Here is a 25,419-nt window from a genome sequence, read left to right as displayed (position 1 = left end):
GGGCGGCGCTGTTCGCCACCCCGGCCTGCCGTAAGCGCCTGGTCGAGGCCGGGCGCATGGTCGAGCCGGGCCTTAGCGGCCGTCGCAGCTGAAATAGACCGAGGTGAAGACCGGCGGGCCGACATCCTGCAGGTCGGTATTGGCACCACGGATCGTGGTGCGATCGGCACCCGAACCGGCACCCGCGATCAGGTTGACGCAGGCCACGTTCGACGGCGTCTTCACGATGCCGTTGATGAAGGTCATGTCGGCACCGCCGCGCAGACGGATCGCGGCAGGCGCCAGCGCGGTCTGGATGAAGGTGAAGTTGGCGTAGCGGCCGAAGGTGCGCGGCAGCAGGTCCTCGGCATTGTTCGAGTCGATCTCGGTCGAGAAGCTGTCCGCCGTCGCGCCCAGCGTGCGCTGCGCCGCGATCAGGAACTGCATGAAGCCGCGATAGCCATTGTCGATGTCGAAGCCGTCATCGTCCGCGCCGGTGATCGCGATATACTTCAGGTTCGACGTGCCGCCGAAAATCTCGATGCCGTCATCGGCCGAGTTGTGGCTCTGGATATGATCCAGGACCGTGCCCGAACCGGTGCCGCCCAGGGTCAGGCCCTGAAGCTCGTTCCCGTCCGAGATGGCGATGCCCGAATAGCGGATCTGGACATAGGACATCTGGCCCGACGAGTCGGACGTGTTCGCACCGCCATAGAAGCGCCCCGTGACGCCCTCGATCGCCAGCTGGCAGCTGGTCGACGAACCGGCGGCGTTGTTCGGGCCGGTGCCGGTGGCGCAGACGGCGGTCGGCGCGCGGCCGAGCAGGATGATGCCGCCCCACTGGCCCTGGGTCGCGTCGGACACGCCGTTGCTCGCCAGATTCTGTTGCGAGGTGAAGATGATCGGCGCGTCGCGGGTGCCGACCGCCGAAATCTTCGAGCCGCGATTGACGAGCAGCAGGTCGTTGGTCGCCTCGGTCGAGTCCGCCGCGATCACCACGCCCGGCGCGATGGTCAGGGTGACGCCGGTGCCGCCGGTCGAACCCAGGTCGGTGCCGACTTCGGTCTGGCCGCGCAGGCGATAGACGACGCCCGCGATCTTGGGCAGCGTCACGCTCTGAGTGGTCGTGATCGTGTTATCGATGCGGCAGAAGCGATAGGCGGGCGAGGACGAGCTGTTCGTGCCGTCATCGATCGTGCCGGTCGGGCAGACCGAGGTCGCCGCCGAATAGGTACCGATCGCGGGGACCGCGGTGCAGCGCGCGCCCGAGCCGCCGAATTCGGCCGAGGTCGAGTTGCAGGTCCAGCCCTGGAAGGCCGTGTCCGACGGGCCATTCAGCGCACCGACATAGTTGGTCGAGGTGAAGAAGCCGTTGATGATCGACGGGTCGGTCGCGGTGGTCAGCGAGGTGCTGCTGGTCGGATAGATGCCGTTCAGCCCCGCGCTGGTGCCGTTGACGTTGTTGTTCGAGCCTGCGTTCACGATCGCCAGCTGTTCGTCGGCGGTGATCGACACGTTGTTGACGGGGGTCACGGCGGCGAACTTCGCAGCGGTGATGTTTGCGGTCGGCGTCGGGGTGGGCGACGGCGTCGGTGTCGGCTGGGGCTGCACGATCACGACGCTGCCCGCCCCCGGCGAGGCGACGCTGTCGGCACCGCCGCAAGCAGAAAGGGCCGCACAGGCCGAGCTGGTCATGAGAATGAGGCCGAAGCGCTTGAAGCTGCCCATCGCCGAAAAACTCCCGATCTTATCGTTGCTAAGCCGGGCGAAAGCCGCCCGATGACCGACTCAAGACAAGTCCCCCTGTCGATCCCGGCTCGGGCGTTAGGCGCGTCTCATGACGCCAAGATGCATTTTGCAAGAAACTTCCGTGACAGTGATGCGTCGTTTTCGTGACAAACCCGTCCCCGAAAGCGGGCAGCGCGGCGCGCCCGGACGGTTTTATTTTGCCCGTGGGTCAGGAATACGCAGCTTTTGTAATCAAAGCACGTTACGGGGCCTGAGAGGTCGAGCTTCCGCACGTCCTCGGCGCCCCGTTCAGGCACTGTGTCACTACGGATTGAACGGGGCGTCCCTTGCCCCTCCCCCCAAAAATTCAGGTCAGCGAGGATTTGCGCTTGGGCGCGTCCTGCCCCTCCGTACTCGGCTGGTCCCGATCCAGCGTGTCGCTGGGGCGGCGCGCGTCGCCGTCACGCTGATGTTCGGTCGACAAATTGGGTTCGCGGGTCTCGGTCGTCGGCTTGATCGGGTCGGCCATGGTCGCTCTCCTTCATCGGGGACATTGCGCGTCACACTTCCAGCCCGACGAAAATCGCTTGCGTGCGCTCGCGATCCTGCGCGGTCTCGAACGCCTCGTTGATCCGGTCGAGCGGGAAGCGGTGGGTGATGAGGTCCTGGGTCTTCAGGACGCCTCGAGTCAGCAGGTCGAGCACTTCCAGCTGCTCGGCATGGATGTCGTGAAAGGCGAAGCTGGCGCTGGGGATCAGACTGATTTCGGACATCTGGATGCGCTGCCATTCCAGCGGGATGGCGATCGGGCCGTCGTCGAAGCCGCCGACGATGACGACCTTGCCGCCCCGCCGCACCAGCCGCGTGGCGAGCGGCAGCGTGTCGGGCATCGACGTGCCGCCTGCGCATTCGAACACGATATCGGCGCCGCGACCATCGCTCATCGCCCGGATCGCGGCTTCGGGGTCTTGAGCGTCCGACCGGACGATGCCGTCCGCGCCCAGCCGCTCGGCCAGCGCCAGCGCATGGGGCAAGGTGTCGACGATCATCACCTTCGCCCCGCTCGCCTTGGCCAGCATCAACTGGCCCAGCCCGATCGGCCCCGCGCCGATGATCGCCACGCGATCGCCGATCGTCAGGCCGGAGAGATGCTGGGCATGGAGCGCTACCGCATAGGTGTCGAGCAGCGAGGCATCGTCATAGCCGACGTCGTCGGGCAACGGGTGGAACTTGTGCTGCGGCCCGACGACATATTCGGCATAGGCGCGCGAGACGCTGGCGCGGCGGGTGGGATAAAGGTCGGGGCAGCGATTATATTGCTGGACCCGGCACCATTCGCAGTGGCCGCAGCCCAGCACCGACTCGATCAGCACCCGGTCGCCCACCTTCACCCGATCGACCGCCGGGCCGACCTCGACCACGTCACCGGCCAGTTCATGGCCCATGATGCAGCAGTGCAGTTCCTCCTCGGGCTTTTCCCAGTGGCGTAGGTCGGTTCCGCATATACCCGCCATCCGCACCCGCGCCTTGACCCAGTCGTCGGCGGGCAGCCGGGGGTCTTCCACCTCGGCGATCTCGAAGCGTCCATCGGCGGTCTTGCGTGCGGCTTTCACGAGGCGTCTCCCTGCGGAATGGCAACGAGGTTGAGGCCCGCCCGGCCCAGCGGGACCCCGCCGCCGCGAAGCGCGGCCAGCAGCGCGGCCCCGTCCCGCTCCCCGGCGTCCCAACGCTGCCGGACCGAGGCGGCGGAAAAGTCCATCGCCTTGCCCGCCACTTCGCAGTGCTGCCCGGCATAGGTCAGCTGGACCAGGGCCACGGCGCGGTCGTGGAAGCCGGGATCGGTCGTATAGCGATCCTGCCAGCGCGCCAGCGTCCGGTGCGACTGGGCAGCGAAGGTCAGGTCCTGGGTCCGCGCGATCAGGCTGCCGAGCGTCGGGTCGTGTCCCCCCGCCAGCGGCAACAGGTCGACCGCGATGCACAGCAGCGGCCGTTCGTCGGCCTCGCCCAGCACCGGGTCGAGCGGCAGGTTCGCCGCCAGACCGCCGTCGACATAGCAAACGCCGTCGATCGCGATCGGCGGAAAGGCGGGCGGCATCGCCCCGCTCGCGCGGATATGATCCTCGCCGATCCGCTCGGCCTGCGTATCGAACAGCCGCTCATGCCCGGTATCGAGCGAAACCGCCTGCGCGGTGTAGCGGACCGGCCCCTCATTCAGCCGGTCGAAATCGATCAGCCGGGCCAGCGTCCGCGCCAAGGGCGTCGTATCGTACAGGCCGGGCGCGCTGCCCGTCGCCAGACCGGTGCCGACCGGCGCGAACATGCCCGCGCGCCCGGCCAGCAGGGTTGACAGTGCCTCGCCGCTGCGTCGCCATGTCTCAACGCTTTCGCTATAATAAAGCGAGCCAGCCCCGCCATCGGGTCGCCAGAAGGCGCGTAGCGCCTCCAGCCGGTCCTCGGGCGCATTGCCCGCGATGATCGCGCCGTTGGCCGCGCCGATCGAGGTGCCGACGATCCAGTCGAGTGACAGGCCGCCTGCGTGCAGCGCCTGATACACCCCGGCCTGATAGGCGCCCAGCGCATTGCCCCCGGCGAGGACGAGCGCGATCCGGCAATCCGCGACACCGGTCATGCGCGCTGGCCTTCGGTCGAAGAGAAGCGAACGTCATCCATCGCCGGACCAACCCGCGAACGCCGCGAAGGTGTCGCGCCCTCGCCAAACATTTCCAACATTCTCAATGATATGGATCAGGAGCATGTAGCCAAAAGCGCAACCGCGCCGATCCATGGGACGTTGCCCCGGCCCATGACCCTGCTGCCCCAGACCGAGCTGACCGCCGCCGATCGGGAGCGTGGCCTGCACCTGCTCATCATCGAGGCGCTGTTTTCCGGCGGGGCCGCGGCGCTGACCAGCGGGGTCATCCTGACCGCCTTCGCGCTGCATCTCGGCGCGTCGAACGTGATGGTCGGCATTCTCGCCGCCATGCCGTTTCTGGCGCAGCTGTTGCAGCTGCCCGCCATCCAGCTGGTCGAGCGCTGGCGGCGGCGCAAGCAGATCGCGGTGTTCGCCAGCCTGATCGGACGGACGATGCTGGCGGTGATGGCCGCGCTCGCCTTTTTCAGCGGCACGACCGCGCTCCTGATCTTCCTCGCCGCGCAGCTGCTGTTGTGTGGACTGGGGGCGGTCGGCGGTTGCGCCTGGAACGCCTGGATGCGCGACCTCGCGCCCGAGGAACGGCTGGGCGAGGTGTTTTCCCGGCGAACCATCTGGCTGACCGCGATCAGCCTGATGCTGGGGCTGGCCGCCGCGCTGGCGCTCGACTGGACGCGCGCAGGCTCGGCGGCGCGCAACGGGGTGTTCGCGGCGATGTTCGCCGCCGGTTGCGTGACCGGCCTCATCAGCGCGCGGATCGTCGCGATGATGCCCGAGCCGGTGATGCCGCCCGCCGCCGGGCATGTCGAGCTTCGCGCGCTACTCGGCCAGCCGCTGGGCGATGCCAATTTCCGGCGGCTGCTGGTCTTCGTCGCCAGCTGGCAGTTCGCGATCAATCTGGCGACGCCCTTCTTCACCGTCTTCATCGTCCGCCAGCTGCATTTCGCGGTCAGCTTCGTCCTACTGCTCAGCGTGGCGAGCCAGATCGCCAACATCCTCGCGCTCCGCCTCTGGGGACGGCTGAGCGATCGGTTCGCCAACAAGTCGGTGCTCGCGGTCTGCGCGCCTGCCTATATCCTGGCGATCGTCGCGATGATCGGCGCGTCGCAACTGGGCGACCGAACCCTGGTGAAGCTGTGGCTGGTCGGTCTGCACCTCGTCATGGGCGCGACCATCGCCGGGGTGACGCTGGCCAGCACCAATATCGCGCTGAAGCTGTCGCCCAAGGGGTCGGCCACCGCCTATGTCGCGACCAATGCGATCACCACCGCGCTCGCCGCCGGTGTTGCGCCGATCCTGGGCGGGCTGCTCGCGCAATTCTTCGCCGCGCGTCAGTTCGAGCTGGTGGCGCGCTGGAGCAGCCCGAACGGCGTCTTCACCCTGCCGGTCGTATTGACCGCCTGGGACTTCTATTTCCTGATCGCCGGGCTGATCGGCACCTATGCCATCCACCGCCTGTCGCTGGTCCGCGAGACCGGCGAGATCGAGCGGCGGGCGATGGTCGGCCAGGTGCTGAACGAGACGCGCCGGTCGATCCGCAACATCTCGTCGGTGGCGGGCTTGCGCGCGGCGACCGACCTGCCCGCAGCGCTTCTGCGCGATGCGCAGACCCGAATCCGGCTGAAACGCGCGCAGCAGGCACGGACCAGACCAATGCGCTGACGCAGGTTATCAAGTCGCTGGTTTTCCAATCGATTCCTGGAACCAGCGCCTGCCCGGCCGATTGTCCGAACACCCTGTCACCCTATCGGAGTGGAAACATGCCCCGAACGGCGACTGCCGAGGCCGCGCCGCCTATCAGCCCCCATCTCCTGGAATTGCGCGATCTGCTGCGCGCCGATCCCAAGCCGCTGGCGCAGTTCGAGATCGGCGAACTGACCGTCGCGCTGCACCGGACCGGGGATTCGGTCTTCGCGATCATCCGGCGCGGGCGCAGCGGCGGGCTGGCGGTTCGCGCGGCCTTCGTGCCCACCGCGTTCGATTGCCAGGCCGAACGCCCCGAACAGGGCGAGGCCGCCCGCCTGCGCCTGACCAGCGCGATGGGCGAGCATGTCATCACCTGCCTCGCCGACCGCCATGCCGTGGAGCGGGTGCGGATCGTCACCCGCTTCACCCCCGACCGCCCGACCAACCTGCCCTTCGCACCCCGCGACCTCTATCCGCTTGGGCTCGGGGACGACCCGCTGCGCGCGGACGGCAAGGTCGAGGCGTCGCAGCGCGGGCTGAACACCGGTCTGCTCTATTTCCGCATCGACGAACCGAACTTCGGCAATGTCCTCTATATTCAGAACCTGACCGCCTCGAACGACTATTACCGCGCGACGCACACGGTCCCGCGCGAGGCGGTGGCGGGGGCATGGCCCGAGATCGGTTATGCCCTGCCCGTGCCGGATGCGAAGGCCGATCCGGCCGAGGTCGCGCTGGAGGCCGGGCGGGCGGTGACGCTGTCCGACGCGATCCTCGTCTTCCGCCATCAGGCCCCGCCGCACGAACGCGAATCGGCGCGGCAGTTCGTGCAGATGCTGGGCAATGCCTATGACCTGCTAGAGCCACCGCCGGTCGAATATCGCGACTGGATCGACCGTGCCGAGCGGACGCTGCGCGATCTGGAGCAGGCCCCGGACGCCACGATACGCCATTACGGCCATCCCTATATCCACCCTTATACCGGCGCCGAATATCCCGACATCATGGTGCAGATGACGGTCGTCGCCGCGCTCCACCAATGGGGTCGCTGGCTGGGCGAGCCGGTGCCGCTGGAGGCGGAACTCAAGGCCGGCCTGTCGAAATTCTACGACGAGACACTGTGTACCTTCCGCCGTTACCTGCCCAATGTCGGCAAGGACAAACAGGCCGATGCGGTCGACAGCTGGTATCTCTATCACCCGCTGCTCAACCTGGGCACGCTGGCGCTCGATGGCGACGAAGAAGCGCGCGCGCTGTTCCTGAAGGCGATCGACTACGGCGTGAAGGCGGCGCGGCATTTCGACTATCGCTGGCCGATCCAATATGACGTGACGGACTTCTCGATCATCGAGAAGGAAGCCCCGGTCGACGGACGCGGCCAGACCGATGTCGGCGGCGTCTATGCCTGGGTCATGCTCCTCGCGTTCGAGCTGACCGATGATTCGACCTATCTCGACGAAGCCCGCGCGGCGATCGATGCCGCCATCGGCCTGCGCTTCGACATCAATTACCAAGCCAATCTGACCGCCTGGGGTGCCGCCGCCTGTATGCGGCTGTGGCGGATCACCAATCGCGACGTCTATCGCGAGCAGAGCTATGTCTATCTCGCCAGCTTCCTGCACAATGCGGTGCTGTGGGACAGCCGGATCGGCCACGCCGAAGCCTATGAGACGTTCATGGCCGTCACCTGCCTTCAGGACGCGCCCTATATGGCGATGTACGAGTGTTTCGACAGCTTCGTCGCGTTCGAGCAATATCTGAACGACGGCGGCCCCGATCTGGAGCCGGAGGCGCGGATGCTGATCGGCGAATATTGCCGCTACGCCCTGTCGCGCGCCTGGTATTATTATCCCGACGCGCTGCCGCCCGAGGCGATCGCCACGCAGCAGCGCGAGCCCAACGGCCATGTCGACCGTGCCCTCTCCTTCCCGCTGGAGGATCTCTATCCGGACGGCCAGCCCGCCGGGCAGGTCGGGCAGGAAGTATACGGCGCGGGCGCGGCCTTCATCTTCGCCAGCCGCGCCTTCCACCCGGTCGAGGGGGCACCCTTCCGCCTCTATTGCGACATGCTGGTCCGCGCGGTCGAGCGGATCGGCGACAAGGCGCTGGCGATCCGGCTCGACGGTGGCGAGACGCGGACCGCCAATCTGCGCCTGATCCGGCAGAAGCGCCGCAAGCTGACCGACAGCATCGTCACCACCGCCGACGGCACGGCGGTCGCGCCCGACGCGACCACCGCCGACCGCATCGATTACCGCGTGCCCGCCCAAGGCCGCCTTATCCTCACCTGGGAATAGCCATGACCGACAGCCGCACCCTTTCCTTGTCCGGCAAGCGCATCCTGCTGACCGGCGGCACCACCGGCATCGGCCGCGCCACATTGAGGGCGCTGGCGGCCGAGGGTGCACGCCTGCTGACCTTCGGGCGACATCAGGAGACGCTGGACGAGGCGCTGGCGGGGATCGAGGGCGAGGTCACGGGCATCGCCGCCGACGCCGCCAGTCCGGACGGTATCGAACAGGTCTTCGCACAGGTCGACGCGCGGCTGGGCGGGATCGACATCCTCGTCGCCTGCGCCGCGCTGGGCGCCCAGCCCATCCATGAGATGGAGGATGCCGACTGGCGCTATGTCATCGACGCCAATCTGACCGGCTATCTCGCCTGCGCACGCGCCGCGATCCTGCGCATGGAGGAACAGGGCGACGGCGGCCACCTGCTGTTCGTCGGATCGATCAGCGCCGAGATCAAGGCGGCGGGCGAAAGCGTCTATGCCGCGACCAAGGCGGGCATCCAGGCCTTTGCCGAAACGCTGCGCAAGGAAGTGGCCGACAAACGCATCCGCGTCAGCGTGATCCAGCCCGGATCGGTCGACACCGAGATGCAGGAATGCAGCGACGACGAAAAACAGGACGCCATCGCTGACGGCCGGATGCTGCCCGCCGAGCATGTCGCGGACGCGATCCTGTTCGTGCTGACCCGTTCCGCGAATTGCGACATCGTCAACCTGCGCATCGAACCGCTGCGCCAGAAGACGGCGTAGGCACAAATGGCCCGCAGCATGACGCTGAAGGACATTCAGCAATATTCGCCGGACCAGATCAACGACAAGGTCCCGGCCAACCTCGACGCCGAGTTCGCCAAGTAACGCCATCCCCCTCAGGGGGCGAGCGCCTCCGTCGCTCTCGTTTATTGCGTCTTCCGTCGACCTGCCGCTCCGTCACGCGGGTCGAGAGGGGATCTGCTGCGCCTGATGAAGGGACTGAGAACGCCCGCCTCCAGCGCCGTCCGGTTGCCGCTGCCCGACCGGATCGGACCAGCCGAGATTTGCCCTTGGCGCCAAAGGACCGTCCTGCCGACGGACCAGATCATAGGGATCGACGGTCAGAGAAGGCCTGGACTGACCGTCGTTGGGAACTCAACGGTCCGGCACGGTTCAAAGGCGGTCGTTCGCCGCGGCAAGCGCCGGAAGACATGGCCGTGGCCCAGCGCTATGAGCGCGGGATGGCCCGGCTGCTCCTGTTCAACAAACCCTTTGGGGTCCTGTCGCAATTCACGGACCGCGGATCGCCGACGGTTCGGTCGACCTTGTCGGACTTCATCACGGTGAAGGGCGTCTATCCCGCCGGAAGGCTGGATCGCGACAGCGAGGGCCTGCTGTTGCTATGCGACGACGGACGGCTGCAGGCGCGCATTGCCGATCCGCGTTTCAAGATGCCCAAGACCTATCTCGTACAGGTCGAGGGCGATCCGCAGGAACAGGAACTGGAGCCCCTGCGCCGGGGCGTCCGGCTCAACGATGGCATGACGCTACCGGCCGATGTGGCGCGTATCGATGCGCCCGAGCTGTGGCCGCGCAATCCGCCGATCCGTCAGCGCAAGCTCATCCCCGACAGCTGGCTGAAGATCACCATCCGCGAAGGACGCAACCGTCAGGTGCGCCGCATGACGGCGGCGGTCGGCTTGCCGACGCTGCGCCTGGTCCGCTGGTCGATCGGCGACTGGTCTGTCGCTGGGATCGAACAGGGCCAGTTCGAGGAGGTTGCCGTACCGGGCAAGGCCACCGGCGGCCCGTCTGGCCGATAACGAAGTCTGACGGGCAAATGGGCTAGCGGGATTGCGGATCATGGCTGTCGCCGCGATCGGTTGCCGCCGCGCGCGAAAGCTGATTTGAGGTTTCGCTGCGGACAGCGCGTCTCCATCGACATGCTCGTACAATGGCCAATCGGCAGGGTTTTGGATTTCCATGAATTATCGCCACTCCTTCCATGCGGGCAACAGCGCCGACGTCGTGAAGCACAGCCTGCTGATCGCCCTTGTCCGGGCCTTGCAGCAGAAAGAAGGGGCGTTGACCCTGATCGACACCCATGCCGGTTGCGGGCTCTATGACCTGGGCGGCGATCAGGCCCAACGCACCGGCGAAGCCGCACAGGGCGTGGTGCGCGCCTTTGCCGACGCGAATCCCTTGCTGGACGAGTATCGCGCCGCCGTCCGGGCGGTGAATGACGGGCCGGAGCCGCATCTTTATCCCGGCTCGCCGCAGTTCCTGGCGCAGCTCCTGCGCGCCCAGGACATGCTGATCCTCAACGAAAAGCACCCGGAGGACGCGCGTACCTTACGCGGCGTGATGCGCGGCACGTCTGCGGCCGTGCACGAACGCGATGCCTATGAGCTTTGGCTGGCGATGCTGCCGACCCGTACGCCGCGCGGCGTGGTGGTGGTCGATCCGCCATACGAGCAGACCGACGAACGCGCCCGCATCACCGCCACCCTCGCCTCCGCGCACCGCAAATGGGCGCATGGCGTGACGGTCATCTGGTATCCGCTGAAGGACCGCGCGACGCACCAGCGGTGGAAATACGACTTGCGCAAGCTCGGCATCCCGAAATTCCTGGTCGTCGAGCATTGGCTGTACGATGCCGATCAGCCCGGCATCTATAACGGCGCGGGCCTTTTCATCGTCAATCCGCCCTATGCCTTCATGCAGGGACTCCCGCCCCTGCTCGAAGCCCTCCGCGCCGCACTGGCGCCGGAAGGGCATAGCGGTGAGATCACGGCGGATTGGCTGGACGCCTAAGCACTCCCTCACCCGCGCGTTGTCGGCCCAGTCGTGGGCCAGCCAACAGGGCGCGAGGAAAACGGCCCAATATCAATACGTTAGCGAGGTAAATGGCGGAGAGGGAGGGATCTCGACTCTCCAGTTAAAGGCTTGAGGTCAAATGATATTCTTGGCAGCGCAGCTACTCTCCCCACATTTCTCCCCACAATTAATGTGAAAAATATTTAGCAGCTGGAGATGGCTCATCCGTTTTGTACCCTCCATATAGCAGTTCGGTTGCGAGAGCTTTCAACGATATGGCCCACAATCGGTCATTGGGTGCGCCTCACCAGCTTCCTGTATTCTTCCATTCGTTCATATTGGAAGCAGCGCATCCTACGCCGCCGCGCTGGTCGAAAAACGTCCGGCGTGGGTGGAAAGCGGACTACAGGGTCCCATCGCGTCGGACCGATTGGGGGACAAGAATGACGGATCCGGTAAAATCTTGGGATGCGGCATTGGTCCGCAAATGTCTGGAACGCCGTTACGAGGCATCGCGACTGGATCAAGCCGCGGCCGATAGGCGCGGCTACGAAGCTCAGGATGATTTCGACAAGGCCGCGGCCGAGGCATGGGCGTGCCGCACGCTCAAAAGCGATGACTGTACGAACGACCAGACCGCGCTCACCGCCTGCCTCAAGGCGTTGATCGGTCAGGACGAATATCCCGCGACGGGTGTGAATGACGATATTCGGTTTGATCGGCATGTTCGTACCTATCTGCGAAAGCTCGTCAAAATGACGAAGGCGAACGAAGGTTTTGAAAAGACCCTGCGCCATCAATGATGGTCGTGTCGTGCTGACCCGTTGCGGGAACATGTCTCCCACCTAGATCGCTGATAAGGACAAGCGGACGTCACCAGCGATAGGTGGCGAGGTTACGTGCGCTGGTGAAACGGCGCCATCTGGGAGAATTGGTTTGCCTTCTTTCGCGACAGACGATGCCTCCACCGGCACGAGAGGCTTGGACGACGTACTCAAGGGCGGGCTGGAACGGGCGCGGACGTTTCTTCTCGAAGGCAACCCAGGTACTGGCAAGACGACGATCGCGCTTCAGTTCCTGATGACCGGAGCGGCGGCGGGTGAACGCTGCCTGTATGTAACGCTGTCGGAAACCGAGGACGAACTGCGCGCCTCCGCGCGGTCGCATGGCTGGGACCTTGCCGGGGTCGAACTATATGAACTGATCCCCCCGGAAAACCTGCTCGACGAAGACCAGCAGCAGAGCCTACTATATTCCTCCGATCTAGAGTTGGGCGAGACCACGAAGCGCATCTTCGAGGCGTTCGAGCGGGTAAAGCCCGACCGCGTCGTCGTCGACAGCCTATCCGAAATCCGCCTGCTCGCGCAGAGTTCGCTGCGCTACCGGCGACAGATCCTGGCGCTCAAGCATTATTTTGCGAAAAGCCAGGCGACGGTGCTGATGCTCGACGACCTGACCACTGATACCAACGACAAGACCGTTCACTCGGTGGCGCACGGCGTGATCCGACTGGAGGAACTCGCCCCCGAATATGGCGCGGAGCGCCGGCGGATTCGCGTCGTCAAATATCGCGGCCGTCGGTTCCGTGGCGGCCATCACGACGCGACGATCGAGACGGGTGGCGTCCACGTCTTTCCGCGCCTGGTGTCGTCCGAGCACCGAGTTAGCTTCCCCCGCGACATGCTGACCACCCATTCGACTGAACTGAACCAGTTGCTTGGCGGTGGGGTCGAGCGCGGCTCAAGCGTATTGGTGCTGGGTCCCGCCGGAACAGGCAAGAGCTCTATAGCATTGACCTTCATCGAGACGGCGGTGGCACGCGGCGAGAGCGCCGCGATGTTCGTGTTCGACGAGGAAGTCGGGCTACTGATCCAGCGCGCGCTGGGTCTGGGCATCGATCTCCAGGCGATGATCGACGACGGCAAGCTGCTGCTGCAACAGGTGGACGCCGCCGAACTCTCGCCCGGCGAATTCTCAGCCCGTGTCCGAAACTGCGTCGAGCAATATGGCGCCAAGACGGTCGTAGTGGATAGTCTCAATGGCTATCAGGCGGCGATGCCGGGCGAGCAGGCGCTGATCCTGCACCTCCACGAACTGCTGCAATATCTCAATCGACAGGGCGCGACGACCTTCCTGACGGTCGCACAGCACGGGCTGGTCGGTGACATGAAGACGCCGGTCGACGTGACTTATCTGGCCGATACGGTCATCCTGCTGCGCTATTTCGAGGCGCTGGGTCGGGTTCGTCGCGCCATTTCGATCGTGAAGAAGCGCACCGGCCCCCATGAGAACACGATCCGCGAATATCGGATCGGCGGCACCGGGATCACGCTCGGGGAACCGTTGACCAAGTTCCAGGGCGTGTTGCGGGGCGTGCCGACGCTGCACGGCGTGAACGATCTTCTGGACGGCGACGACGCGTGAAGCGATCGACCGTTTCGGAACGTGCGCTCGTCCTGGCTCCGCGCGGTCGCGACGCCGCACTGGCGAGCGCGATGCTGGCCGAGGCGCATCTCGAGACCACGGTCTGCCCTTCCCTATCTCACTTGGTCGCCGAGCTCGACCGGGGCGCGGCCCTTGTCATCGTGACCGAGGAAGCGATCGCCACCAGCAACCTGTCCGTGCTGTCGGAATGGCTTGGCGGTCAGGAAGAATGGTCCGACCTGCCGTTCATCCTGCTGACAAGCCGTGGTGGTGGTCTGGAGCGCAACCCCGCCGCCGCACGACATCTGGAAGTGCTGGGCAACGTGACCTTCCTGGAGCGCCCCTTTCATCCGACAACACTGATCAGCATCGTGCGCTCCGCGGTGCGGGCGCGACGCCGTCAATATGACGCACGCGCGCGGCTGGTCGCCTTGCAGGACAGCGAAGCGCGCTACCGGACTCTGTTCGAGAATATCGAGGTCGGTTTCTGCATCATCGACATGATCTTCGACGATGCGGGCCGACCGGTCGACTATCGCTTCATTGAAGCCAACCCCGCCTTCGAGCAGCAGGCCGGTTTCCAGCCGGCCGGTCGTCGCGTTCGCGAGGTCGTGCCCGACCATGAACAGCATTGGTTCGATTTCTACGGGAAGATCGCGACGACGGGTGTTCCCGGCCGGCTCGAGGAAGGCTCCGCCACGCTGAATCGGTGGTGGGACGTCCATGCCTTTCGTATCGGCGATCCCGCCAGCCGCCGCGTTGCGGTGCTGTTCAACGACATCACGGCACGCCGGAATGCCGAACTGCGCCTGCAAGATATGAACGAAACGCTGGAAGAGCAGGTTGCCGCACGCTCGGCAGAGCGCGACCGGCTGTGGAACCTGTCACAAGATATGCTCGCGCGCGCCGATTATAGCGGGATGATGTCCGCAGTCAGTCCCGCATGGAACTGGGTACTGGGTTGGAGCACTGAGGAACTGCTGTCGCGGGGCTATGCCACCTTCATGCACCCCGACGACGAAAAGCCGACGCTCACCGCGATCGAGACAATGTCGCATACGGGGCAGCCGACGCGGTTCGAAAACAGGATCGCCACACGCGACGGCGACTGGAAGTGGATCGAATGGACGGTCGCCCCTGAACCCGATGGCGCCAATTTCATCGCGGTTGGACGTGATCTGAGCCTTGCCAAGGCGCGCGAAGCGGAACTGGAGACGGCACAAGAAGCCTTGCGACAGAGCCAGAAGATGGAGGCAATGGGCAGCTTGACGGGCGGGGTCGCGCACGACTTCAACAATTTACTTACCCCGATCGTCGGATCGCTTGATCTTTTGAACCGCAAGGGGCTCGGCTCCGAACGTGAGCGACGGCTGATCGATGGCGCGCTGCAGTCGGCCGAGCGTGCTCGAACATTGGTCCAGCGCCTCCTGGCGTTCGCGCGTCGCCAACCGCTTCAGACGATAGCCGTGGACGTACCGCAGCTTGTTGACGGGATGCTCGACCTGATCGGGTCGACGCTGGGGCCGACGATCGCGCTGCAATTGCAGGTCGCACCCGATCTGCCGCTCGCGAAGGCGGATGCCAACCAGCTGGAAATGGCGCTCCTTAACTTGGCAGTGAACGCGCGCGATGCCATGCCTGACGGTGGAACGCTGACGATCAAAGTGACGCGCGAGTCGGTACGCGAACCACGGCGCGGACTGTCACGCGGCCATTATGTGCGGATCAGCGTCAGCGACACTGGGGTGGGTATGGATGAACAGACGCGGGCGCGCGCAGTCGAACCATTCTTCTCGACCAAGGGGATCGGTAAAGGAACCGGGCTGGGCCTGTCGATGGTGCACGGGTTGGCGGCACAGTTGGGCGGCGCGTTGACGATCGATAGCGAGGTCGGCAAGGGGACTGCGGTCGCGCTCTGGCTGCGCGTCGGTCACGACCTTCCAGAAGCCGAGCAGCGATCGGCCCAGCCCGTCGAGCGCAGCGACGCGCGGGGAGTGGTACTGTTGGTCGACGACGAAGACCTGGTGCGGATGAGCACGGCGCACATGCTCTCCGACTTCGGCTATGACGTGGTCGAGGCGGCCTCGGGAGAAACTGCCCTCCAGATGGTGCGGGACGGGTTGGTCCCGGACCTCCTCGTTACCGATCATCTCATGGCGGGGATGACCGGAGCTCAATTGGTCACGACACTCAACGGTCTTCAGCCTGGGCTGCCAGCACTGATCGTGTCGGGCTATGCCGAAGCGGAAGGTATCGATCCTGCCGTGCCCCGCATAACTAAGCCGTTTCGGAGCAGCGAGCTCGCCGAGGCGCTATTAGACGTTCTGAAGTGATGCCGAACAGCGAAGATGCTGAAAAGTCGACCGGGAAAACCAGCTTATTTGCAGCGTGCGCCGGCAGACTTAGTGCCGTGCGCCAAAGCCAGCTAGACCCAGTTGCGGCCATTGGGTGTGTCTCGCAAGCTTTCCGAATTCTGCCATTCGTTCATATTGGAAACAGGGTATCCTAAGCCGTCGTGCTGGTCGGAAAAACGCCCGTCTTGGATGGTTAGCTGTCGTCGAGTCAGCCCGGCAATCTGGGCGGCGCGGGGGTAGGAACGCACTGCCACCCGCATTCTCCTGCCGAGTAGGTAATGCTTAGAAGGATTGTGGCTCGCTTGTTGCGAATTGCCGAGGTTGATCTGAGATGTAAACGCCGCGTCAGTGCTAAGGCATGCTCAGCTGCCTCACCGGTCGCTGTCGAATCTGGCTCAATACGGCAAGCGGCGAGCCGTCCCCGCGTCTCGTTGCAAGTGAGAACGGCGGTCCAGCCCTCGGGCCCGAATGCCTTTGTATCCGCAGGCAAACTCGATCTGACCGTATCGAATTGTACTGTGCCGGCAAACCGCCGCGGCGTGTCTGCGCAGCCCGTGCCGTCGCAGTACCAAGCATATACTTGGAGATTTCGTGTTGCCAGATCCTCCAGGGGTTGGCCCCAGGTCTCAATGGCAAAGAGTGCAGCGAGGGAAAATAGCAGGCTCATCGCAACGCTCCGTTCTCATCCAAGATCGCAACCCTGCACTAGAGGGGCAACGTCCGCTACTGAACGTAAGCAGACCGATCGGTTGTGGGTGGAAAGCGGGCATTCGGCCCGGATCAGTTTGTCGGCCGATCACTTGGCGGCAGGCCCAAGCTTTCTCGAAAAGCAGCGGTCGCGTCGAGGGGCTGCGCCATCGCGTAGGCATACAGGTCTACAAGCTGGGAACGGAGATGAGGGCGCTCGACCCAAAGCTCATCCTTGGCTGTCATCAGGGCAGACAGAAGGTCACCGGGATAGCAGTCGGCGTCAAGCAGCGGGTCGCCGATCAAACGCTGGAAAGCTACGTCGAGAATGAAAGGTATTCCTACACACTGGCTGACGGCCAACCGCAACTCGTCATCAGTTAGACTTCCAATAGGCTTTTTTCGGATTGCGTGAACCCGTTGCACCATGAGGGTGTCCTCCTGATCCGGGTCATCCCAAATCACACCCTCCAACTGTTCAAGCGTGAGGCAGACGTTCGTTTCGCGCACCAAAGGCATAGAGTAGCGTAACAGGCTGTGGAATGTCCGCAACTGGGCGAGAGCTGCCGCCCTCCCCTTCGCCGCGATGACCCACAACCCGTCATTCAACGTCTCCCTCCCCGCCCCCAACTTCCGCCATTCGTTCATCACAAAAGCGGCAGGCGTGCAGCGGTTGCTCAAAAGTGGACGAAGAGAATGGAATGGGTGGTTGCACGAACCCGCTGCGCGGGAGGGGCGTGCGGGGCATGGTTGAGGTGATACAACGGGCGTTGCGCGCCGGTTGAGCCCTGCGGGCGAGAGGCAGAGCATCGGGGTTCCACGAAAGGAGCCCTGCCATGACCATTATTGCCCCGGTTGTTGCCGTCAGCCCGCTACGCCAGCGTCTCATCGACGAGATGGATATGCGCCGTTTCGGTCACGAGACGCAGCGTAACTACATCCGCGATGTCGGCCGGTTCGCCACGTTCCTCGGGCGCCCGCCGGACACGGCAACGGCGGAGGATGTCCGGCGCTTCCAGATCGAGCAATGTGACCTGGGCGTGCCGGCACCGACCATGAACGCCATCGTGTCGGCGCTGCGGTTCTTCTTCACGCAGACGCTCGACCGGCCGGACCTGGCGCGCAAGCTGGTCCGCATGCGGCACGTGCGCAAGCTGCCGGTGGTGCTGAGCCAGGACGAGGTGGCGCGGCTGCTCGCGGCGACCACGTGCCTGAAGCATCAGGCGGCGTTGTCCGTCGCCTATGGCGCGGGGTTGCGCGCGTCCGAGATCGCCGCGCTCAAGGTCCGCGACATCGACAGCGAGCGCATGCTGCTCCGGGTCGAGCGCGGCAAGGGCGGACGGTACCGGAACGCCATGCTCCCGGCCGGGCTGCTGGCGTTGCTGCGGGAATGGTGGCGGGTCGGTCGGCGGGAGGGTGTGTTGCACGTCGATGGCTGGCTGTTCCCCGGCCAGCACTATCTCAAGCCAGTCAGCACCCGGCAGTTGCACCGTATCGTCGTCGAGGCGAGCGTGGCGGCGGGCATCGGCAAGCGGGTTGGGCCGCACACGCTGCGGCACTGCTTCGCCACGCATCTTCTCGAGGATGGTATCGACGTCCGCATCATCCAGACGCTGCTGGGGCACGCGAAGCTGGAGACCACCGCCTATTACACGCAGGTCGCCACCCGGGTGTTGCGCAACGTCACCAGCCCATTCGACCGGCTGGCGGCAACCGCCAGAGAAGCAAGGGCGTCGAGCGGCTGAGCGGGCATGCGCGCCTCCATCGAGGTCGCCGACATCTTCCGTGCCGCAGGTCCTGCGTACCGGGCTGCCCGCGCCGGGCATCTGAGCCTCGACCAGCTCAAGGTCATGTCGGCCATCGAACATTGCCGCACCGCCGTCATGGGCGGGCACGTCGAAGCCTGTACCGACTGCGGGCACTGGCGGGTTGCCTATAACTCCTGCCGCAACCGGCACTGCCCGCGATGCCAGGGCGCGGCCGCGCGGACGTGGCTTGCCGAGCGCGAAGCCGACCTGCTGCCGGTCGGCTATTTCCATGTCGTCTTCACGCTGCCGGCCGAGGTCGCCGACATTGCGCTCCAGAACAAGGCGGCGGTCTATGGGCTGCTGTTCCAGGCGGCGTCCGGGACGATGACGACCATCGCTGCGGACCCGAAGCATCTGGGTGCCCGTATCGGCATCACCGCGGTGCTCCATACGTGGGGCTCGGCGATGACCCATCATCCGCACATCCACATGATTGTGCCGGGTGGCGGGCTGTCGCCGGACGGCAGCCGCTGGGTGTCGTCACGCCCGGCGTTTCTGCTGCCGGTGCGCGTGCTGGGAAAGCTCTTCCGCCGCCTGTTCCTGACCCGGCTGATGGCCCTGCACGACGCCGGGCGGCTCGCCTTCCATGGCAGCCTCGCGCACCTCGCCGACCGGCGGGCGTTCCTGCGCCACATGGCACCGATCCGGAAGAAGCGCTGGGTGGTCTACGCCAAGCCGCCGTTTGCCGGACCGGAGACGGTGCTCGCCTATCTGTCGCGCTACACCCACCGCGTTGCGATCTCGAACAGTCGGCTGCTGCGCTTAGACGAGACCGGCGTCACCTTCCGCTACAAGGATTACCGCCGGGGTGGTGCTGAACGACAGCAGGTCATGACGCTGGCCGCCGAGGAGTTCATCCGTCGGTTCCTGCTCCACGTCCTGCCCAAGGGCTTCCACCGCATCCGCCACTACGGCCTGCTCGCCGGCGCCACCCGCAAGGCGCATCTCGAACGTGCCCGCGAACTGCTTGGGGTTGTGCAGCCTGTCGCGCCCGATGCTCCGGTCGAACCGGACGACATCCGACCGCCATGCCCGTGTTGCGGCGGGCGTATGGTCGTCGTCGAAACCTTCGAGCGCCAATGCCAGCCCCGCGCTCCGCCGGCCCATGCTCTTCTATCCGGGATGCAGGCGTCGTGACCCGGCACGGCCCGAGAGCAACATACCCCGCAGCGCCGGTGCTCGCGGAGACGGTGCCATCCGCGCCGACCGCCGCCAGAGCGCTGGCCACGTCGACTGTTACCGGGCTGTCCCCGCCGGTGAACCCATCCTGCTCACCCGATTCCGGACGGTCCACCTTCAGGGGCGCGTCCACATATGCCGTGTTGCTGCGCACCCCAGCAGGCCGGAAACCGAAAACCCCATAGCGCACCGCTTGCGGCCCGCGGGTTCGGGCTTCCAAGACTTTCGTACGCCTGCCGGCATCCGAAACTCTTCAGGGAAGCGGGCATTCCGCTTAGAGATATAGCGATTCCCTTAGCTGACGCTGTGCCATCCCTCCTTTCCCAAAACCGACGGTATTTCAAGAATCGGCCGCGTCGCGCCAATATTGCTGAGTGATCTGGTTCAACCTAGCCTCGCGCGATGTACGTCATCACCGCTCCATCGAACCTCGGGCTTCGGCCATTGCACCTCAACCACGAGCCCGGCACATGGCGCGCACCTGCGGCTCTCCTTGAGGCGGGGCTGCTGGACGCGATCGGCGCGCCGCCCGTTACGAGTTTGCCGCGTCCGACCTACTCGACGGAGCCACAAGAACGGACGCGCATACACAATGGTCGCACCATGCGGGACTTCAATTTATCGCTGGCTGATGCCGTCCGCGATGTACGGCGTAGAGGCGAGTTCGCCCTCGTCATCGGCGGCGACTGTTCGATCCTTATGGGCGCGCTAGCCGGGGCGCGCGAAGAGGGCAAAATCGCTTTGGTCCACATCGACGGCCACAGCGATTTCCGGCATCCGGGTAACTACGACTTCGATCAAAATCTGGGTGCTGCGGCGGGTATGGACCTTGCTTTGGTAACGGGGCGTGGTGAGCCGCTGGGAACAGAATGGCCGGGTATCGAAGGTGCGCTCGTAACAGATGGCGACGTGATCCAGCTTGGTGAGCGCGAGAGCCAAGATGCGGACTTCGCGTGGCCCGACGTGCGCCATACCGCCATTGATACGATCGACGTATTTGAGGCAGCCGCCATTGGAGTGGAAGGCGTTGCTGCGCGCATCGCCACCATGCTGGCGGCTAAGCCGGATCAAGGATTCTGGATACACCTCGACGTGAATGTGCTGGACGAAGCTATCATGCCTGCGGTCGATTGCCCTGGGAGCCCCGGCATATCGCCGGATAACTTGGTTGCGATCCTGCATCCGCTTATCGCTGATGCTCGATGCCGAGGCATGACCGTAACGGTGTTTGACCCAGACCTTGATCCCGATGGCAAGTATGCCGCTGCAATCGTCTCGCTGATGGCGAGACTACCTTTCCCTGCGCGTGCATCAGCTCAGCCGGCCGCGTAAGCGTTAGCGAGGACTTCCCGATCGGGATGGTAAAATGGGACAGTATTAATCCGTTGTAGCCGTCTGGGTCTACCTGTATGTCTGTCGCTCTGGCTGCTCGTACCGCCCGGCCTTTCGGAAGGGTGATATGCCCAAGAACCACTCATCGGTGTACCGTGGAAACGAGACACGCGAGCGCGCGAGCGCCGCTGCTTCGACACTGGAGCATGTCGCCGCCATGCATCTCAGGGCTGCCGTGAAATGGGGTGAACTTGCGGCGCGCCAGGAGAAAATCGAGCGAAGCTCATAAGCGGTCGGGCACAGAGGACGTAAGCTGACAGCCGGGCAATTTGCAGATCATGAGGATTGATCTTTCCTGATCGTCATGCGTTATGTGCCGACTTCGTCGGCGAGCCGCAATGCCTTCGGGGCACGATCTGTGCTATGCGGCCAGGGGTAGCCGATGCCGCATTCACCCGTACCGATGCCCGAGCACCCGTTGGATACGGAGACGCTGCTGATCGATGCGAGCAGCAAGCTCGCTCATGCCAAATCGTTGGATGCAGTGGTCGAGGTTCTACGTCAGACCGCCCGGGCAGCCTTGGGGGCAGAGGGCATTGCGGTGGTGATCCGTGAGGACGATCATTGCTTCTATGCCGCCGAGGATGCTGTTGGAAAGCTGTGGTCCGGCAACCGCTTCCCGGTCGGTGAATGCGTCTCGGGATGGGCGATGCAGCACCGACAAACGGTGGTCGTTCCCGACACGAGGTGCGACCCACGCATACCGCAGGATGCGTATGCACCAACATTCGTCCGCAGCATGATGCTGGCCCCGATCGGAGCGCCGGTCCCTGTTGCCGCTCTCGGTGCCTATTGGTCGGACGTCCGTGACCATGATCCTGTCACGATCCGGCGCCTTGAGGGACTGGCGACACTCGCCGGCATCGCAATCGAGAACGCCCGGCTGCTGCGCGTCGCGGGTGATGCCGATCGTCAGCGTGCGCTGATGTTGTCGGCCGGAAAGATGGGGATCTGGTCCTTTGACGTCGCGACGGGGGAGTTGCGAACCTCCGAGCTGTGCCGGGTAAACTTCGGCCGCGACCCAGACCTGCCGTTCACCTATGCCGATCTCCATGCAGCGATTCACGAAGAGGACAGCGCCCGTGTCCTCGCTGCGATCGAAGCCAGTCTGACGCAGGGTGTCGAATACCACATCGAGTATAGATTGCGGACGCCGGCGGGCGAGGTTCGCTGGATCGAAATCAGGGGCCAGCCCGGCTTCGGCCCTGACGGAACGTCACAGACCCTAGACGGCCTCTCGATCGACATCACTGAGCGCAAGCGGATGGAAGATGCCTTGCGCAGTTCCGCTGCAACGCTCGAGCATCTCGTCGAGCAACGGACCCGCGAGCTGGTGGCAGCTCAGGAAGCTCTCCGCCAATCGCAAAAGCTCGAATCGATGGGCCAGCTGACCGGCGGGGTCGCGCATGACTTCAACAACCTGTTGACGCCGATCCTCGGCAGCCTTGATCTTCTTCAACGCCGCAACGTCGGAGGGGAGCGCGAGCAGCGGCTGATCGAAGGTGCCCTGCAATCCGCCGAACGCGCAAGGACGCTGGTGCAGCGCCTCCTGGCCTTCGCACGCCGCCAGCCCCTGAAGGCCGAACCTGTCGATACCGGAGCACTGGTGCGCGGGATCAGCGATCTTGTTGCGACGACGATCGGCCCGTTGATCCCGTTGCATGTGGAGGTGGGAGAAGACCTGCCGCTCGCGCACGCAGACGCCCATCAGGTTGAGATGGCGATCATCAACCTATCTGTGAACGCACGCGACGCCATGCCGCGCGGCGGGAGGCTTAGCCTGTCGGCGCATCGGCGTAGCCCCGGTCGTCAGCATCCCGATGTACCGCCAGGGAGCTATGTCGTGATCGCGCTCTCCGACAACGGGGAAGGCATGGACGAGGCGACACGCCTCCGTGCGATTGAACCGTTCTTCTCGACCAAGGGCATCGGCAAGGGTACAGGCCTCGGCCTGTCGATGGCGCATGGTCTGACGCTTCAGCTCGGTGGCGCGATGACGATCGAAAGCGAGCTGGGCAAAGGAACGACGATCAGCCTGTGGCTGCCAATCAGCCGGATGGCTTACGCCCCGGTTGCATCGTCGCAGGCGTATGATCCGCTGGTGACGGGGATCGCCGTGCTCGTCGATGACGAGGATGTGGTAAGGGCCAGTACGGCCGACATGCTGGCGGAAATTGGATTTGAGGTCATCGAGGCGCGCTCAGGGGCAGAAGCGTTGCAGGCGTTTGGTGAACATCCGCATATCGACGTGCTCGTGACCGATCATCTGATGCCGGGCATGACCGGGGTCGAACTGGCACATTCGATCTTGCAAGATCGCCCCGACCTGCCCGTGTTGATCGTATCAGGCTATTCCGACAGTCTGGGCATCGACGCTGGCTTTCCCCGACTTGAGAAGCCGTTTCGGCATCATGATCTTGCAAGTAAGCTTGCCACGCTTCTCACCAAGGATGGCACCAGATCGCCACTGCAGTCGCCGACCTACTGATAAGCATTTGGTTAAGGGCAAGATCACCGAAAATGCGCGTATCAGACTGCGCCCTTCCCATAAACGAACCAGACTGTGCGGAAACTCGCTGTTGGCTGATGCCACGCTTGGGATCCGCTGAATGAACGTCAGGATGTTGGCTGATTTTTATGGGTGGCACAGTGTCGCCGGAAGGGCGGCCATCGGCTGCGGGCGACGGCCGGGGAGCGTTTGAACGTCGGATCAGGTTTGCAAGGCCCGGATCAATCCCTGTACGCCGACTAGGTTTATCGCCCGTCTCAGGTTATAGGCAAACGCCGTCAGACTGAATTCGGCCCGCACCTTGTCGAGACCGCGCATCAGGAAAGTGCCCTGGTTCATCCATTGCTTGATCGAACCGAAAGGGTGCTCGACCGTCTCGCGCCGGATGTCGAGAATGTCGGGCCGGGCGGCGAGGCGTATCGCCATGCGATCGAGCACCGCCTCGCCTTCCCACCGCGTGATGCGACGGAAGTTTCCACGGGCGCACTGCGCCTTGAGTTCGCATCCGTCACAAGCGCGCGGGTTTGAATACTGCACGATGATGTGACCGCCCTGAAGCCATCGGTACCGTGTATCAAGGCGCTGGTCGCCGGGGCAGTGGTAGCAATCCGCGGCTTCATCATAGCGGAACCGCTCCTTGGGAAAGCGCCCGTCGCCAACGGCCGTGCCGCGCTGGGGGCGGGCGACATAGGGCGTGATGCCGGCTCGCTCGCACGCGGCGATGTCCTCGCCCATGTAATACCCCATGTCGGCGACCACATCGATCCGGTCGACGTCGAGAAGGTCCTTCGCCGCGCCGGCTGTCTCAGCCAGGAAACCCAGATCGCTGCCCGCGTTGGTGACATGCTGTTCGACGATCAGCTTGTGCTTTGCATCGACCGCGACCTGCGCGTTGTAGCCGACGCCGACCTTGGGATGCGCCGCCATCGCGCGAGCGTCCGGGTCGGTGAGCGAAATCTGGCTCTCGCCGCTGGCCTTCAGCTGTTCCAGCAGCGCCTGGTTGACCTGACGCTGTTCGCGCACCTTCACGATCTTCGCCGCCAGTGCATCGCTCCGTCTGGTTGTGCCTGCCTCCTCGCCGCGGTCGGCATCATCGAGCTGTGCGAGATACTTCTCGAGCCGCTCGTCAGCGGACCTGATATACTTGTCTAGCTTGGCCTTCGTGAAGTTGCGCGTCCGGCTGTTCACCGCCTTCAGCCGCGTGCCATCCACCGCCAGCAGCTCGCGCCCGAACAGGTCGAGCTTGCGACATAGCACCACGAACGCGCGGAACACCGCCTTGAACGCGGAGCGGTTGTCACGGCGGAAGTCGGCGATGGTCTTGAAGTCGGGCCGCAGCCCGCGCAGCAGCCAGATCAGCTCGAGATTGCGTGTCGCCTCGGCTTCCAGGCGCCGGCTCGACCGCGTTCGGTTGAGATAGCCGTACAGGTACAGCTTCAGCATGTCGCCCGGGTGATAGCCCGGCCGTCCGGTGGCCTTCGGCTGCGAACGATGGAAACCGGCCTCGCCGAGATCAAGATCGTCGACGAAGGCATCGATGAAGCGCACTGGGTTGTCTGCCGATACGTAATCCTCAACCGATGCCGGCAGCAGCAGCGCCTGGTCGCGCGCGTGACCCTCGATATACGCCATGCCCAAAGCATACGCCGACCCGCGGCCCGGCGGAATCGCAGACGCAACTTTTCACACGCTCTGGAACCTGTGCCGGGAGTCCCGCTGCGCCGATCGGGCTGACAGCCCCTGCGGGATTCGCTTTCCCGAAATCTGTTCCCGACTGCATGTTCTCGAACCTATCGGGTGAAGACGGAGTAACGGGAAAGCGGCGGCCCTTCCAAGCGGTGCGTTTTGGGAACTCGATCGACGCAGTGAGCGGCCAAGATCGTCCATGTCGCGGTCAGTCGCTCAACTGCTGCGAAGACCCATGTGTGGACGGCCCTCCGTTGGCA

General features: G+C 64.5%; 18 protein-coding genes. 12 read left to right on the top strand and 6 right to left on the bottom strand.

What is annotated here, in order from left to right; all coding sequences use genetic code 11:
* Positions 1-72 precede the first annotated feature (72 nt).
* The 4 genes from KV697_RS17125 to KV697_RS17110 form a co-directional block, all read right to left on the bottom strand.
* Positions 73-1,707 (bottom strand): hypothetical protein, encoded by a 1,635-nt coding sequence (locus KV697_RS17125; protein WP_219019208.1) that lies wholly within the window; start codon positions 1,705-1,707, stop codon positions 73-75.
* A gap of 367 nt (positions 1,708-2,074) precedes the next feature.
* Positions 2,075-2,236 carry a hypothetical protein gene (locus KV697_RS17120; protein WP_219019207.1) on the bottom strand — a complete coding sequence of 54 codons (162 nt, stop codon included), beginning with the start codon at positions 2,234-2,236 and terminating at the stop codon, positions 2,075-2,077.
* Between the two features lie 31 nt (positions 2,237-2,267).
* Entirely contained in the window at positions 2,268-3,320 is a 1,053-nt protein-coding gene (locus KV697_RS17115; protein WP_219019206.1) for a zinc-dependent alcohol dehydrogenase, read from the bottom strand.
* On the bottom strand, positions 3,317-4,336 hold the full coding sequence (locus KV697_RS17110; protein WP_219019205.1) for a patatin-like phospholipase family protein: 1,020 nt from the start codon (positions 4,334-4,336) through the stop codon (positions 3,317-3,319). The genes KV697_RS17115 and KV697_RS17110 overlap by 4 nt, the downstream gene beginning before the upstream one ends.
* 174 nt (positions 4,337-4,510) lie before the next feature.
* Here KV697_RS17110 and KV697_RS17105 point away from each other — a divergent pair, with 174 nt between their 5' ends.
* From KV697_RS17105 to KV697_RS17070, 8 genes are all read left to right on the top strand, one after another.
* A complete protein-coding gene (locus KV697_RS17105; RefSeq protein WP_219019204.1) occupies positions 4,511-6,019 on the top strand; it encodes an MFS transporter in 1,509 nt (502 codons plus the stop codon).
* Between the two features lie 98 nt (positions 6,020-6,117).
* A complete protein-coding gene (locus tag KV697_RS17100) occupies positions 6,118-8,340 on the top strand; it encodes a hypothetical protein (protein ID WP_219019203.1) in 2,223 nt (740 codons plus the stop codon).
* Between the two features lie 2 nt (positions 8,341-8,342).
* A complete protein-coding gene (locus KV697_RS17095; protein WP_219019202.1) occupies positions 8,343-9,083 on the top strand; it encodes an SDR family oxidoreductase in 741 nt (246 codons plus the stop codon).
* Between the two features lie 461 nt (positions 9,084-9,544).
* Positions 9,545-10,126: a pseudouridine synthase gene (locus tag KV697_RS17090; RefSeq protein ID WP_219021471.1), complete on the top strand. Its 582-nt coding sequence runs from the start codon at positions 9,545-9,547 to the stop codon at positions 10,124-10,126.
* Positions 10,127-10,286: 160 nt separating this feature from the next.
* On the top strand, positions 10,287-11,117 hold the full coding sequence (locus KV697_RS17085) for a 23S rRNA (adenine(2030)-N(6))-methyltransferase RlmJ (RefSeq protein WP_219019201.1): 831 nt from the start codon (positions 10,287-10,289) through the stop codon (positions 11,115-11,117).
* 446 nt (positions 11,118-11,563) lie between these two features.
* On the top strand, positions 11,564-11,923 hold the full coding sequence (locus tag KV697_RS17080) for a hypothetical protein (protein WP_219019200.1): 360 nt from the start codon (positions 11,564-11,566) through the stop codon (positions 11,921-11,923).
* A 178-nt stretch (positions 11,924-12,101) separates the two neighbouring features.
* Positions 12,102-13,544 carry an ATPase domain-containing protein gene (locus KV697_RS17075; protein WP_374011373.1) on the top strand — a complete coding sequence of 481 codons (1,443 nt, stop codon included), beginning with the start codon at positions 12,102-12,104 and terminating at the stop codon, positions 13,542-13,544.
* A gap of 71 nt (positions 13,545-13,615) precedes the next feature.
* A complete protein-coding gene (locus tag KV697_RS17070) occupies positions 13,616-15,877 on the top strand; it encodes a hybrid sensor histidine kinase/response regulator (RefSeq protein WP_219019198.1) in 2,262 nt (753 codons plus the stop codon).
* A gap of 801 nt (positions 15,878-16,678) precedes the next feature.
* Here KV697_RS17070 and KV697_RS17065 read toward each other — a convergent pair.
* Entirely contained in the window at positions 16,679-17,233 is a 555-nt protein-coding gene (locus tag KV697_RS17065; RefSeq protein ID WP_219019197.1) for a contact-dependent growth inhibition system immunity protein, read from the bottom strand.
* A gap of 188 nt (positions 17,234-17,421) precedes the next feature.
* Here KV697_RS17065 and KV697_RS17060 point away from each other — a divergent pair, with 188 nt between their 5' ends.
* The 4 genes from KV697_RS17060 (at position 17,422) to KV697_RS17045 (ending at position 23,452) form a co-directional block, all read left to right on the top strand.
* Entirely contained in the window at positions 17,422-18,330 is a 909-nt protein-coding gene (locus KV697_RS17060; RefSeq protein WP_219019162.1) for a tyrosine-type recombinase/integrase, read from the top strand.
* Positions 18,331-18,336: 6 nt separating this feature from the next.
* Positions 18,337-19,530, top strand: coding sequence for an IS91 family transposase (locus tag KV697_RS17055; RefSeq protein ID WP_058734536.1), 1,194 nt, complete (start codon positions 18,337-18,339; stop codon positions 19,528-19,530).
* A gap of 444 nt (positions 19,531-19,974) precedes the next feature.
* Positions 19,975-20,904, top strand: coding sequence for an arginase family protein (locus tag KV697_RS17050; RefSeq protein ID WP_219019196.1), 930 nt, complete (start codon positions 19,975-19,977; stop codon positions 20,902-20,904).
* Between the two features lie 442 nt (positions 20,905-21,346).
* Positions 21,347-23,452: an ATP-binding protein gene (locus KV697_RS17045; protein ID WP_219019195.1), complete on the top strand. Its 2,106-nt coding sequence runs from the start codon at positions 21,347-21,349 to the stop codon at positions 23,450-23,452.
* 222 nt (positions 23,453-23,674) lie between these two features.
* On the opposite strand, the gene KV697_RS17040 is transcribed toward KV697_RS17045, so the two are convergent.
* Positions 23,675-25,105 carry an IS1182 family transposase gene (locus KV697_RS17040; protein ID WP_219018345.1) on the bottom strand — a complete coding sequence of 477 codons (1,431 nt, stop codon included), beginning with the start codon at positions 25,103-25,105 and terminating at the stop codon, positions 23,675-23,677.
* Positions 25,106-25,419 lie beyond the last annotated feature (314 nt).

It is taken from the genome of Sphingomonas sanguinis, assembly GCF_019297835.1.
In the GTDB taxonomy this organism is placed as follows: Bacteria; Pseudomonadota; Alphaproteobacteria; order Sphingomonadales; family Sphingomonadaceae; genus Sphingomonas; species Sphingomonas sanguinis_D.
The sequence above is the reverse complement of the archived record's forward strand: the minus strand, read 5'-3'. Positions and strand labels throughout refer to the sequence as shown.

Coding starts and splice junctions, on each gene's coding strand:
- KV697_RS17080 (WP_219019200.1), top strand. CDS start 11,564: ATGACGGATCCGGTAAAATCTTGGGATGCGGCATTGGTCCGCAAATGT.
- KV697_RS17050 (WP_219019196.1), top strand. CDS start 19,975: ATGTACGTCATCACCGCTCCATCGAACCTCGGGCTTCGGCCATTGCAC.
- KV697_RS17085 (WP_219019201.1), top strand. CDS start 10,287: ATGAATTATCGCCACTCCTTCCATGCGGGCAACAGCGCCGACGTCGTG.
- KV697_RS17095 (WP_219019202.1), top strand. CDS start 8,343: ATGACCGACAGCCGCACCCTTTCCTTGTCCGGCAAGCGCATCCTGCTG.
- KV697_RS17105 (WP_219019204.1), top strand. CDS start 4,511: ATGACCCTGCTGCCCCAGACCGAGCTGACCGCCGCCGATCGGGAGCGT.
- KV697_RS17070 (WP_219019198.1), top strand. CDS start 13,616: ATGCTGGCCGAGGCGCATCTCGAGACCACGGTCTGCCCTTCCCTATCT.
- KV697_RS17120 (WP_219019207.1), bottom strand. CDS start 2,236: ATGGCCGACCCGATCAAGCCGACGACCGAGACCCGCGAACCCAATTTG.
- KV697_RS17055 (WP_058734536.1), top strand. CDS start 18,337: ATGCGCGCCTCCATCGAGGTCGCCGACATCTTCCGTGCCGCAGGTCCT.
- KV697_RS17125 (WP_219019208.1), bottom strand. CDS start 1,707: ATGGGCAGCTTCAAGCGCTTCGGCCTCATTCTCATGACCAGCTCGGCC.
- KV697_RS17110 (WP_219019205.1), bottom strand. CDS start 4,336: ATGACCGGTGTCGCGGATTGCCGGATCGCGCTCGTCCTCGCCGGGGGC.
- KV697_RS17045 (WP_219019195.1), top strand. CDS start 21,347: ATGCCGCATTCACCCGTACCGATGCCCGAGCACCCGTTGGATACGGAG.
- KV697_RS17040 (WP_219018345.1), bottom strand. CDS start 25,105: ATGGCGTATATCGAGGGTCACGCGCGCGACCAGGCGCTGCTGCTGCCG.
- KV697_RS17060 (WP_219019162.1), top strand. CDS start 17,422: ATGACCATTATTGCCCCGGTTGTTGCCGTCAGCCCGCTACGCCAGCGT.
- KV697_RS17065 (WP_219019197.1), bottom strand. CDS start 17,233: ATGAACGAATGGCGGAAGTTGGGGGCGGGGAGGGAGACGTTGAATGAC.
- KV697_RS17090 (WP_219021471.1), top strand. CDS start 9,545: ATGGCCCGGCTGCTCCTGTTCAACAAACCCTTTGGGGTCCTGTCGCAA.
- KV697_RS17100 (WP_219019203.1), top strand. CDS start 6,118: ATGCCCCGAACGGCGACTGCCGAGGCCGCGCCGCCTATCAGCCCCCAT.